The sequence below is a fragment of the Bacillus sp. OV166 genome, from assembly GCF_900177675.1.
Classification (GTDB): Bacteria; Bacillota; Bacilli; order Bacillales; family Cytobacillaceae; genus Neobacillus.
The window spans coordinates 4,864,111-4,876,422 of record NZ_FXWM01000001.1; the positions used below are offsets into that span (position 1 = coordinate 4,864,111).

General features: G+C 38.5%; 14 protein-coding genes. 1 reads left to right on the plus strand and 13 read right to left on the minus strand.

The features are described from left to right. Positions 1 to 9: 9 nt before the first annotated feature. From spoIIAB to CCK98_RS23945, 13 genes are all read right to left on the minus strand, one after another. On the minus strand, positions 10 to 450 hold the full coding sequence (gene spoIIAB, locus CCK98_RS23885) for an anti-sigma F factor (RefSeq protein ID WP_088088858.1): 441 nt from the start codon (positions 448 to 450) through the stop codon (positions 10 to 12). After that, complete coding sequence (spoIIAA, locus tag CCK98_RS23890) at positions 451 to 801, minus strand: anti-sigma F factor antagonist (protein ID WP_088088859.1); 351 nt, start codon at positions 799 to 801, stop codon at positions 451 to 453. A 143-nt stretch (positions 802 to 944) separates the two neighbouring features. Further along, positions 945 to 2,135: a D-alanyl-D-alanine carboxypeptidase family protein gene (locus CCK98_RS23895; RefSeq protein ID WP_088088860.1), complete on the minus strand. Its 1,191-nt coding sequence runs from the start codon at positions 2,133 to 2,135 to the stop codon at positions 945 to 947. 144 nt (positions 2,136 to 2,279) lie between these two features. Further along, a complete protein-coding gene (locus CCK98_RS23900; RefSeq protein WP_088088861.1) occupies positions 2,280 to 3,584 on the minus strand; it encodes a pyrimidine-nucleoside phosphorylase in 1,305 nt (434 codons plus the stop codon). Between the two features lie 75 nt (positions 3,585 to 3,659). Further along, positions 3,660 to 4,478, minus strand: coding sequence for a purine-nucleoside phosphorylase (locus CCK98_RS23905; protein ID WP_088088862.1), 819 nt, complete (start codon positions 4,476 to 4,478; stop codon positions 3,660 to 3,662). Positions 4,479 to 4,480: 2 nt separating this feature from the next. After that, positions 4,481 to 5,677, minus strand: coding sequence for a phosphopentomutase (gene deoB, locus CCK98_RS23910; protein WP_088088863.1), 1,197 nt, complete (start codon positions 5,675 to 5,677; stop codon positions 4,481 to 4,483). Positions 5,678 to 5,898: 221 nt separating this feature from the next. Beyond that, positions 5,899 to 6,786 carry a site-specific tyrosine recombinase XerD gene (xerD, locus tag CCK98_RS23915; RefSeq protein WP_088088864.1) on the minus strand — a complete coding sequence of 296 codons (888 nt, stop codon included), beginning with the start codon at positions 6,784 to 6,786 and terminating at the stop codon, positions 5,899 to 5,901. 5 nt (positions 6,787 to 6,791) lie between these two features. After that, positions 6,792 to 7,019, minus strand: a complete 228-nt coding sequence (locus tag CCK98_RS23920) for a YqzK family protein (RefSeq protein WP_088088865.1) — start codon at positions 7,017 to 7,019, stop codon at positions 6,792 to 6,794. A gap of 318 nt (positions 7,020 to 7,337) precedes the next feature. Next, positions 7,338 to 7,802 carry a Fur family transcriptional regulator gene (locus tag CCK98_RS23925; protein ID WP_088088866.1) on the minus strand — a complete coding sequence of 155 codons (465 nt, stop codon included), beginning with the start codon at positions 7,800 to 7,802 and terminating at the stop codon, positions 7,338 to 7,340. A 118-nt stretch (positions 7,803 to 7,920) separates the two neighbouring features. Beyond that, on the minus strand, positions 7,921 to 8,568 hold the full coding sequence (spoIIM, locus tag CCK98_RS23930) for a stage II sporulation protein M (protein WP_088088867.1): 648 nt from the start codon (positions 8,566 to 8,568) through the stop codon (positions 7,921 to 7,923). Positions 8,569 to 8,721: 153 nt separating this feature from the next. Beyond that, a protein-coding gene (locus tag CCK98_RS23935) for an IS3 family transposase (RefSeq protein ID WP_088087874.1) occupies positions 8,722 to 10,280 on the minus strand; the annotation gives its coding sequence in 2 pieces (ribosomal slippage) (positions 8,722 to 9,647 and positions 9,647 to 10,280; 1,560 coding nt in all). Between the two features lie 93 nt (positions 10,281 to 10,373). Further along, positions 10,374 to 11,537: an endonuclease Q family protein gene (locus CCK98_RS23940; protein ID WP_088088868.1), complete on the minus strand. Its 1,164-nt coding sequence runs from the start codon at positions 11,535 to 11,537 to the stop codon at positions 10,374 to 10,376. Beyond that, on the minus strand, positions 11,534 to 12,088 hold the full coding sequence (locus tag CCK98_RS23945; protein ID WP_088088869.1) for an NUDIX hydrolase: 555 nt from the start codon (positions 12,086 to 12,088) through the stop codon (positions 11,534 to 11,536). The genes CCK98_RS23940 and CCK98_RS23945 overlap by 4 nt, the downstream gene beginning before the upstream one ends. Before the next feature lie 71 nt (positions 12,089 to 12,159). Here CCK98_RS23945 and mciZ point away from each other — a divergent pair, with 71 nt between their 5' ends. After that, positions 12,160 to 12,291 carry a Z-ring formation inhibitor MciZ gene (gene mciZ / locus CCK98_RS23950; RefSeq protein WP_088088870.1) on the plus strand — a complete coding sequence of 44 codons (132 nt, stop codon included), beginning with the start codon at positions 12,160 to 12,162 and terminating at the stop codon, positions 12,289 to 12,291. Positions 12,292 to 12,312 lie beyond the last annotated feature (21 nt).

The following is a 12,312-nucleotide window of genomic DNA, read 5'->3' on the forward strand; positions in this document are numbered from 1 at the left end:
CAAGTCTCCTTAATTGCAAAGCATTTTGCGGTTTTGTAAATGCTTTCGTAATCTAACCTCGGTTCCTCGACCTGGCTGTGAATGAACCTCTACCTCATCCATGAAATTCTCCATGATAGTAAAACCCATACCGGAACGTTCTAAGTCCGGCTTTGTTGTAAATAATGGCTGACGAGCTTCTTCCACATCTACAATTCCCATTCCAACATCTTTTATTGTCAGATCAATTAAACTATCTTCAATGATTACTTGAATATAAACAATTCCATTTGGGTCATTTTCATAACCATGTATAATTGCATTGGTCACGGCTTCTGACACGACTGTTTTGATTTCTGTCAACTCATCCATATTAGGATCTAGTTGTGCTATAAAAGCTGCAACAGTTACACGGGCAAAGGACTCATTTTGACTTAATGCACTGAATTGAAGATTCATTTCATTCTTCACTCAGGCCACCCCCAATCTTTGCAATGCAAATTCTTCTGTCGGTTCCATTTTTATGATTTTGAATAAACCAGACATATCGAATAATCTTTGTATTGCAGGGGAAATTGCACAAACCACCATTTCACCGTGCACCTGTTTAATTTGTTTGTATCTGCCTAATATAACGCCTAAGCCTGAACTGTCCATAAATGAAAGATGTTCCAGATTTAAGACAATATGACGAATATCATTTTTTTCAATAACTGCAATCGCTTTTTCGCGAAGTTCATCCGCGGTGTGGTGATCTAATTCACCGCTTAAACGAATACATAGAACGTCATGTTTTGTTTCCATATTAATATTAAGACTCACTATCCACGTCCTCCTTAATCTGGTATAGTGAGTCAATTCTCTTTACGGGTGTAAATATCCTTCTCCAAATACAAAACTAGTCGTTTTTCGCTAAAAGAAGTGACATATCTAGTTAATTCGACACCGAAAACCGGAATTGCCGGTTATTTACCTGCCTTTGTAAACATACCGAAGGAACGTTTATATAGGGTCCACCATCCAGCTTCTTTTACATTTTTATTTGCTAATAAAGGACTTTCTAAAAACACTTCTCCATCCTTAATCAACTTTATGGTCCCTACTTTATCACCTTTATGAATTGGGGCATTAAGATTTTTAGTGATAATCACCTTACGCTTTACATCCCCTGTTTTTTCGCCCTTTTTAGTCAGCAAGGAAATTGGCTCACTTGTTACAGCCTCCACAGACTTTTCCTGTCCTTTGCTTATTCTCACTTGGGCAATTGTCTGGTTACGTTTATACATAGGGCGTGTTTGATATTGGTTGAAGGCATAGTTAAGCATTTTTGTTACTTGGGCATTTCTTTCCTTTGATGTAGGCGCACCAAACACAACTGCAATTACGCGCATGCCGTTCTTTTGTGCTGTTGCTGTTAAGCAGTACTTCGCTTCTGCAGTAAAGCCGGTTTTGAGTCCGTCCACACCAGGATAAAAGCGCACCAATTTATTGGTATTAACAAGCCAGAATTTTTTGTCTGTATCTTCACGAAGATATGCTTCATACATCCCAGTGAATTTCGTAATGTCTTCATATTTTAATAGTTCTTTCGCCATAATAGCCATATCACTTGCAGTGCTGAAATGACCACTGACCGGGAGTCCCGTCGTATTTTTAAAGTAAGTATGTTTTAAGCCAAGTTCTTTGGCCTTATCATTCATCATGTCAACAAATGCTTCTTCTGACCCTGCAATTCTCTCAGCCATAGCAACAGAAGCATCATTTCCAGAACCAATTGCAATTCCTCTTAACATTTCCTTGGTGGTCATTTCTTCGCCAGCTTCAAGAAAAATTTGCGAACCGCCCATCGAGGCAGCATACTCACTTGCTCTGACTTTTTCATTCCAAGTAAGTTTTCCTTGATCGATTGACTCCATAATTAAAAGCATCGTCATAATTTTGGTCATACTTGCAGGTGGAAGCTCTTCATTACTGTTTTTCTCATAAAGCACTTTACCGGTATCACGTTCAATTAAAATAGCGGATTTTACATTGTTGACGATATCAGCATTCTTCTTTTCTTCAGCATTCTTTTTTTCTTCAGCTGCAAAAGCAGATGTACTCATTAAACTTGTAAGTAAAAAAAATGTCACTATCGCAGAGACAAATCGTTTCATTCGCATAACCCTCCATTCTTTATAGCATCCATTTTTTCCAAAATTAATAACTTTATACAATTATTTCCTCATAGAGAAAATAAAAATAGGGTGTCAGGCACCATGTGAATTTTTCACATGGTGCCTGACACCCTTTAACCTCTTTTATTCTGTTATTTCTTCATGGACAAGGATTGGTGCGTTTATTTTTGTTGCTGAAATTTTAATATTATGATAAAGCTTTGTTTTTACTTCTTCTACATTTTCGAAGTTGCTGTAAATCGTTACTAATGATTCGCCTTTTTTGACTTGGTCACCGATTTTCTTTCTTAAGACAAGGCCCACTGCTAAATCAATAACAGATTCCTTCGTTGCTCGTCCAGCTCCAAGGATCATCGCCGCTGTACCAACCTCATCTGCAACAATTTCGGATACATAGCCATCTTCTTTGGCTTCAAGTTCAAAGGTATACTTTGCTTGAGGCATTTTTGAAGGGTCATCAACAATTGATGCATCCCCACCTTGTGAGCTTAAAAATACTTTTAATTTTTCAAGTGCTGTTCCGTCCTTTATGACACCTTCAAGCAGGGTGCGTGCTTCTGCTAATGAGCTAGCCTTTTCAGCTAAGTAAACCATGTGGCTGCCTAGGGTTAAACAAAGCTCTGTTAAGTCTTCAGGACCTTCACCCTTTAAAGTATCAATCGCTTCTTTGACTTCAAGCGCGTTACCAATCGCAAAACCAAGTGGTTGACTCATGTCAGAAATAACAGCCATTGTTCTTCTGCCAACATTGTTCCCAATTCGTACCATTGCTCTTGCCAATTCCCGAGAATCATCAAGTGTCTTCATAAATGCACCCGCGCCGGTTTTGACATCAAGAACTATAGCATCTGCACCCGCTGCTATCTTTTTACTCATGATAGAACTTGCGATTAGTGGAATGCTATCAACAGTTGCTGTCACATCACGTAAAGCATAAAGTTTTTTATCTGCAGGAGTTAAATTTCCACTTTGACCAATAACAGCAATCTTATTTTTATTAACAAGGTCGATAAATTCTTCATTTTCAATTTCAACATGGAAGCCTTTTACTGCTTCTAATTTATCAATTGTTCCTCCGGTATGGCCTAAGCCTCGTCCCGACATTTTTGCCACAGGTACACCAAGTGCAGCAACCAGAGGTCCAAGAACTAGGGTGGTTGTGTCGCCTACACCGCCAGTAGAATGTTTATCAACTTTAATTCCCTCAATTTGTGATAAATCAATTTGATCGCCTGATTCAACCATGGCCATGGTCAAATCGGCTCTTTCCTGTTCCGTCATCCCTTTGAAAAAAATAGCCATCGTTAAGGCGCTAACTTGGTAATCTGGAATCGACCCATCGGTATATCCTTTAATAATAAAATTTATTTCTTCTGTTGATAGTTCCTGCCCATCTCTTTTCTTCTCTATTAAGTCAACCATTCTCATTATAATCACCACTTTACGAAATTTTCTTATAACGAATTTATATCACGCCGCTAACCGGGCGCTTCCGCTTTCTTATTAAGCGATCGTTTTTACAATTTCTTTTATATATTGAAGAAAATCAGCTTTCACTCTTTCCGTTGTTTCAATAACTTCATCATGGGTAAGTGGTTGATCAAGAATTCCTGCCGCCATATTCGAAATACAAGAAATTCCAAGAACCTTCATACCACTGTGACGGGCAACGATTACTTCTGGTACAGTCGACATTCCGACTGCATCTCCGCCCAAAGTGCGCACCATTCGAATTTCAGCAGGCGTTTCATAAACAGGCCCAGGATTTCCGAAATAGACGCCCTCTTTCACCTTGATATTTAAGCGGTCGGCAATTTCCCTTGCCACAGCACGTAATTCTTTCGTATATGCCTCTGACATATCAGGGAAACGGACACCAAACTTGGCATCATTCGGTCCTATTAATGGATTTGTGCCCATATTATTAATGTGATCGGATATAATCATTAAATCACCTGCAGAGAAGGTTTCATTTACTCCGCCCGCTGCATTGGTTACGATTAACATCTCAACCCCGAGTTCCTTCATGACGCGAACGGGAAAAGTTACTTTTTCCATACTATATCCTTCATAGAAATGGAACCTTCCTTGCATGGCAACAACCTCTACTCCACTTAATAGACCAAACACTAATTGTCCAGCGTGACCTTCAACTGTAGAAATTGGGAAGTCAGGTATCTGATTATATGGAATTTTTACATGGTTCTCAATTTCATCCGCTAGGACACCAAGACCAGATCCTAAAATAAGACCAATTCTGGGCGTACTCTCATATTTTTGTTTTAAAAATCCTGCAGCATTTTGAATTTTTTCAGCATTCATTTTTATACCCCTTTTGAATTTAATTCATTTAAAAAACTTTTTCCGAAGTTAGGTAGTTTCACATTGAAGTTTTCAGCAACAGTTGCCCCAAGGTCCGCAAAGGTCTCTCTGATCGGGAGTTCCTTCCCTCCGTTCATGCCTTTTGAATAAACAAGTAAAGGTACGTATTCACGTGTATGGTCCGTACCTGGTGCAACTGGGTCATTTCCATGGTCTGCAGTAATCATTAATAGGTCGTCGTCTTTCATTTTTGCAAACACTTCTGGCAGGCGTGCATCATATTCTTCCAGTGCTTTACCATAGCCTTCTGGGTCACGGCGGTGGCCGTATAAGGCATCAAAGTCAACTAGATTTATAAAACTAATACCTGTAAAATCCATATCCAATGTTTCCACTAACTTATCCATTCCATCCATATTAGAAACTGTTCTAAGTGATTGAGTTACACCTTCTCCATCATAAATATCGGAAATTTTTCCGATCGCAATGACATCGAAGCCAGCATCTTTTAATTCACTCATAACTGTACGATCAAATGGTTTTAATGCATAGTCGTGACGGTTAGAAGTACGTTTAAAATTTCCTGGTTCTCCCAAGAAAGGTCTAGCAATGACACGGCCAACCATGTACTTCTCGTCAAGAGTCAATTCACGAGCGATTTTGCAGATTTTATATTGCTCTTCAATGGGAATGATTTCTTCATGGGCAGCTATCTGAAGGACAGAATCTGCAGAAGTATAGACAATCAATGCACCGGTCTTCATATGCTCTTCGCCCAACTCCACGAGGATCTCAGTGCCACTTGCAGGCTTATTGCCGATAATTTTTCTGCCTGTTCGTTTTTCTAATTCAGAGAGGAGCTCATCTGGAAAACCCTCTGGGAATACACGGAAAGGGGTTTGAATATTCAAACCCATTATTTCCCAGTGACCTGTCATGGTATCTTTTCCGTTAGAGGCCTCCATCATTTTTGTATAATACGCTAACGGTTTTTCTGCTTTTTCAATTCCTTTAACTTCACGGATATTACTTAAGCCTAACTTGCCCATATTTGGCATGTTCAGACCATTCATTCTTTCCGCAATATGACCAAAAGTATCTGCGCCCTTGTCACCAAATTTTTCAGCATCTGGTGCTTCACCGATACCTACCGAATCCATTACGATAATAAAAATACGTTTATATGTATTTGCAGCCATTCAATTCTTCCTCCTTTTTCCGTAGAAAACGTTTGCAAATATTAACATTACACAAGAATAGGTTACCCTCTTTTGTTTAGTATTATAAACTAATCTAAATCTATTCGTCAGAAGTCTGACATCTCTATTGTACTAAATGTTTTAGAAATTACAAGGAAAAAGCCACCGAATTTCAGGCAGCTTTTTGACAATTATATGATTTTTATAGAACTCTCATTCTATTAAGCTCGAGGATGAAATTTACTATATACGTCTTTTAACTTTGTTTTTGAAACATGTGTATATATTTGTGTGGTAGAGATATCTGCATGACCTAACATTTCTTGGACTGCTCGTAAATCAGCACCATTTTCTAACAAATGCGTTGCAAAAGAATGGCGAAGGGTATGTGGTGTTAGTTCTTTATCTATTCCGGCTTCTCTAGCGAGCTTTTTCAATATTTTCCAAAACCCTTGGCGTGTTAGCTGCTTTCCTTGATGGTTTAAAAACAAAGCATGATCTTGTTGCTTTGCGGATGTAAACCGATGTCTCCCATCTTCCAGGTAATGTTTTATGGCATCAGCTGCAGCACGTCCAATGGGAATAATTCGTTCTTTATTCCCGGTACAACGAACAAACCCCATCGTTAACTGAATATTATCAATCTCAAGACCTATTAGTTCACTAACACGGATACCTGTAGCATATAGCAGTTCAAGCATAGCCTTGTCCCTTATTCCAAAATGATCTTGTGTATTAGGTGCGTCCAGCAGGATTTCTACTTCTTGTAAACTCAATACATTGGGCAGTGATCTTTCATGTCTGGGTGTTTCTATTTGAACAGATGGGTCTTGATCTGTTGCCTTGGCCCTTAATAAAAATTGATGAAATGCACGGACAGAGGCGATGTGCCGTGCCAATGTTTTCGAGGATTTCCCCTGTTCTTTTAGAAATCTTAAAAAGTGGACAATATGTACACGTTGTACATCATTTAAAGAATGGACGGATTCGACATTTATCAAATAATGAAGATAGTTTTTTAAATCTCTCTCATACGCCATAATTGTGTTTTTGGCTGAACCTTTTTCAACGGTTAAATAATCCATAAAATCCTTTATTTGCTCGTCCATCGCATTTACTCCCCATTTAAATAAAACAACATCAGCCGATCTAACAAGGAAGAATCCTCCTCATACACTGCGTTCGAAACTTTTAGCGCAGCTCCTTCCGGTTCATCATAGCGATGATAATTTTGATATTCTTCATTCACCAACATAATACCATAATAGAAAAGAATCGTGCACCCTGTGAATATGATAAAGACCTTTAAGGTTTTTAATGCTGCTTTTAAAAATAAGATCATCCCGCTTCCCCCAATTTCCAATCATTTAGTAAAATGTATGCCAAAATAGATAAATTTTATACCTAGTCATTGGTAATATAGGGGAAATTCTTTTTTAATCTGTTAAACTTGTCTGTTGATTTCCGCTCCATGCTCTTCGCTTTCCGCGGGCGTTCCGGGGAGCCTCCTCGGCGCTACGCGCCTGTGGGGTCTCCCCTGCCCCGTACTCCCGCAGGAGTCTCGCGCATTCCGCTCCAATCAACAGAGTGTGTAAAATCTACATTTAGCTTTAACACAGCCAAAAAGAAAAAAGCCCTTTTTACAAGGAGCTTTCTTTGGTTAATCCGCTTTTTCGTCCTCTTTATCTTTATCCTGGCATCGGTAACAGATCCCATGAAAAGTGAGGCGATGATCTTTTATTTTAAAATTCCATTTGCGTTCCACAACTGCTTCTACATCTTCAAGTAAATCCTCTTGAATTTCATCAACGGCACCACATTCAATACAAACAAGATGATGATGAAAATGGGCTGCACCTTCCTGGCGAAGGTCATAGCGAGAAACCCCATCCCCAAAATTTATTTTATCAACAATTTTTAATTCCGTTAATAATTCCAACGTCCGATAAACAGTTGCTAAACCAATTTCAGGCGATTTTTCTTTCACGAGGAGGTATACATCTTCCGCACTTAAATGATCCTCTTCATTTTCCAATAAAACTCGAACGGTTGCCTCACGCTGAGGTGTTAGTTTATAGCTTGCTGAATGCAACTGTTTCTTAATTCTTTCAATTCTAGTTTCCATCCTGAAGTCCCTCCCTCGCCACTGTTAATTCTCATTATAACAGATGACAATTGAGAATCAAAATAAAATTATTATAAACTGCAATAAACAATAATCTATATTAAGTATTATATAATAATTATTTTAAAACGGTTGAACTAATGATGGTTTTCATTAACCAAGGCGAAAGATAGGCCTCTATCCCAGATGCTGCAGTTATAAATATTACCGCTACTATCAAGGTTAAAATATAACTTTTAAAAAAAGGAAGGATTGGCTGGGCATATTTTTTCATAAACTGCTTTTTGATCATTCGAAGTGAGAAAATCACTGATAATGCTGCCATCATTATAAATACGGGAATAATAATCAGATTCTGAGGCAAAATCGAAACAAATGCGAGCATAAAGCCCTGCCAGCCCATTTGACTGACAAGAAAACCCACGGTAAACCCAACTACCATTCCTTTAATAAATAACAGAATAAGAATCACTGGAAGACCGATGATTGAAATTCCTAGTATCCACATAAGCCCAATAAACTTACTATTATGGAAAAGGCTTTGCAGGAATAAATCATTGTCTTCTGCTTCTTTTCCGCTCGAGACTTGGCCAAAAAATTGTGATAAATAGTAGAATAAATCTTCCTTCTGAGTAATGCTCATACTGTTTACAACAATTGCCCCAAAGATTACTCCCATTAAAAATAAGACAACAATAAACAAAAAAATTGAGGAATGCTCACGGAAATAACTAGCGGCATCGGACTGGTACAATCGTTTTTTCATTTGCGTATCCTCCTACTATTCTCAGTTCAGTTAATACATTGTATGCCAGTCTAGTATATCTATTCCCACATTTTAATAGATTACATAATAAAACCCGATAGCTTTATGTGAACTGCCCCCCGTCAAGTAGACAGTGGAAATAATAAAAATGCACTAAGCGGCTTTAGCTCTATATTCCATAGGGCTAAGGCCGTTTAGTCGTTTTTGATATCTTTCATAATTATAAAATTTAATGTAATCGTCTATCGCAATAGAAAGTTCTTCGAATGTCTCATACTTATGTAAATAATACTTTTCACATTTAAGTGTTCCCCAAAAAGATTCCATTGGCCCGTTATCAATACATCTACCCACCCGCGACATACTATGCGTCATCTCTTCGGCATCTAACTTTCGTTTAAATCCATGAGAGGTGTATTGATACCCTCGATCACTATGAATAAGTGGTTTGTCTCCATCTAAATGGGTTATTGCTTGGTCTAGTGTCTTAAAGACAAGGTTATTATTATTTGAATGTCCTAAAACATAGCTAACAATCGACCCATCATATAGATCACGAATCGCACTTAAATAAGCCTTTTTTGATTGGCCATATTTAAATTCGGTGACATCCGTAACCCATTTTTCATTCGGTTTTTCCGCTGTGAACTCACGATTGAGCACATTTTCTGCAACGTGTTGGGGAGTTGAGGGCTTATAACGTTTCTTCTTTTTCCGAATGACGCTTTCAAGGCCAGATATCTTCATTAGTCTATAAATTCGCTTATGATTGAGGTCCTCCTCGAATTTTCGATTCATATTTAAAGTCATTTGACGGTATCCATAGATTCCATCAACTTTCTCATGAAGAGACTTCATTTCCTTTATAATTTCTTCATTTCGAATCTCACGAACAGAAGGTGTGCGATTTAGCCACTTATAATAAGCAGATCGTGCAATTCCTGCAACCTCACAGAGTAAGACAATAGCGAGATTTTCTTCCTGATGTAGCTCTTGAATTGCGATATACTTATCTTCAAATCGAATTTGACTTATCTTCGCCTCCTTTCGATCTCCTCTAACTTTTTTAAGAATTCGTTCTCTGCACGTAAACGTTCATTTTCTTTTTCCAGCTTTCGCATCTCGAGTTTAACCTTCTCTTCTGGAGAAAGCTCTGCTTCTACTTTATTCTTTCCTCGCTTATCCCTAAGCGCTTCGTCTCCACCATCTTCATGCTTTTTAACCCACTGATATACTTGTTGATAAGAAACTTGATAGGTCTCGGCTGCTTTTTGATAATCTTTACCGTTCTCCAAGCAATAATAAACAATTTGTTTCCGTTCATCTAAAGTGGTTTTTCTTCCTTTAGTCATAGAGCTCGTCCTTCCGTGTGACGTATCCTTTAATTCACTATGACTATTATACTTGTTAATCCATTTCCTGAGGACCGATAAATCCGATATTTCATACCTTCTTGTAATCTCTCGTAAAGAATATTTACCAGAAAGGTAATCCCTTATGGCGGATAGTTTTAGTTCCTTAGAATACCTTTTCCAAGTGGAAGACTCCTTTAGACCGTCCGTCCCATACTTATCAAATTTATGTTTCCATTCCAAAATAGAGGAGTGGTGTACTTTATAAATTGATGCGACTTCGTTTATCGAATATTGATTATCCACCAACACTTTCAATATCTCGAATTTTTCTTCTACAGAATAGGACCTTTTAGACATAATAAATACTCCCCAATAAGTAGCCAGATTTTTTATTTTTTAATCTGTCTACCTATTGGGGAGCATATCAATGCTACCGGGGTTCATCTTTTTTTAGTCTGAAATTTTTCCGTATTTCCCACCGCCGCCGGCTGCTAGATTTACTTTACCCGCTCTTGCTTTTAGGATAAGGTCGGCGATTCTTTCCGGGACAACCTCTTTCATTCCTTCATATGGTACATCATGCAAAATCGCCATTTCACTCCCAAAATGATCAACCAGCTTCTCAAGTAAGCGAGGTCCTAAGCCAGGGATAAACTCCAGCGGGACTTGATGGATATAGGGCGGACGGTCTTCTGGACCTTGTTCAGCCGTTTTCAGTTCAAGTATTCTGTCAGCTACACCTTTAATAATTTTCTTATTTCCACATTGCGTACATATTTGATCCTCATCAGCAGCAGGATGATGGCATTCTGCACAAACTGTTTTATGGTATTTACCGAGCAATGGATCAAGACCATAATTTGCTATAATTTTACGTCCATCTTCCTTCTTTAATGCTTTCTGCAACTCTAAAAATGTTGGTTCCTTCATCGCAATGACTTGGTATTCACGGGCTATTTTTGCAAGCGAATGGGCATCAGAATTCGTAACAAATGTATAGTCATGTAATTCCTTTATTTGATCCGCCATAGTCGTATCAGAACTTAATCCAAGCTCAATTGCGTCAATCAATTCCGGGTCCAATACCTCAGTAAGTGAATGATTCACACCTTTCCCGTATAAACTTTTAAAAGGCGTGAAAACATGAGCAGGAATGAAGATTCCACCTAATTCTTTTACCTTTTTTTGCAAAACAAGACCCGTTGCATAGATCCGTTGTGAGCTCAGTTGAATATTTTTTAAGTGACCTGACAGCCAGGATGAGAACTCCCTCATCACGGAAAGATTCGGAAAAAACATAAGCAAGTGGATTGGGCCGTTAGATTGTTCGTCATAAATCTCCAATTCAGAACCGGGAATAACAGTTAAATCACCAAACACTAACCCACCGTCCGGATGTTCCACTACATCTCCACTTTGGATAAGACTTTCCATTTCAAGGATGACTTCAGGCGAATGGCTATCGATGATCCCAACCATATTAAGTCCCTTTTCGTGTCGTGCATGCTCAATGATATTCGTAAACGTTAGAGACTTGGCACCGGTGATTTTTACCGGCTTCCCTGTCCAGGTACGTCCAATGTGTATATGTAAATCTACATAGTAGCGATTCATTTATTTTTCAACGCCTCTTGCAATTGTAAGTATTGAACAGCAAAAATCGTTTTAGCATCATATATTTTTTGTTCTTTTACATATTGAGCTGCTTCTTCCAGAGTTAATTCCTCTAGATTAACAAACTCGTCCTCATCAAGTGCTGCTGCATTTTCTTTTTTGCTTAGTCCTGTCGCAACATAGACATGAACGATTTCATCGGCAAATCCCGGCGAGGTGTAAAAAGAAGTAAGCCATTCAAGGCTCTCGCACTCATAGCCTGTCTCTTCCTCCAGTTCACGGCGAGCACAAAGCTCAGGCTCTTCCCCTTTTTCCAGCTTTCCGGCGGGAATTTCAACAATGGTTCGTTCCAGTGCTTTCCGGTATTGTTCAACCATTACTACTTTCTTGTTGTCGGTAATGGCTAAAATAGCGACAGCCCCGGGATGTTTAATGATCTCCCGTTTCGATTGTTTCCCGTTCGGAAGCTGTACATCCTGTAAATGAAGACTGATTACTTTTCCTGAGAAAATTTCTTCACTATGAAGTGTTTTTTCTTCGAGATTGCTCATATGGGTCACTCCTGTTCTATTCCTTTAATCTGCTCATACATTTTACCATACTTTATTTGGAGGGGGATGGAATGAAGGTGTACGTTCATGATAAAGGAATCATTCTTGTTGGAAAAGGATGGGAAATACTTCAGAAACTAAAAGAATACAATAAAGATTATTTCACCGTTTCCGAATGGATTGAAAAGGTGAATCAAAAATAAAGTCTTTCGATTGTAGTCTGT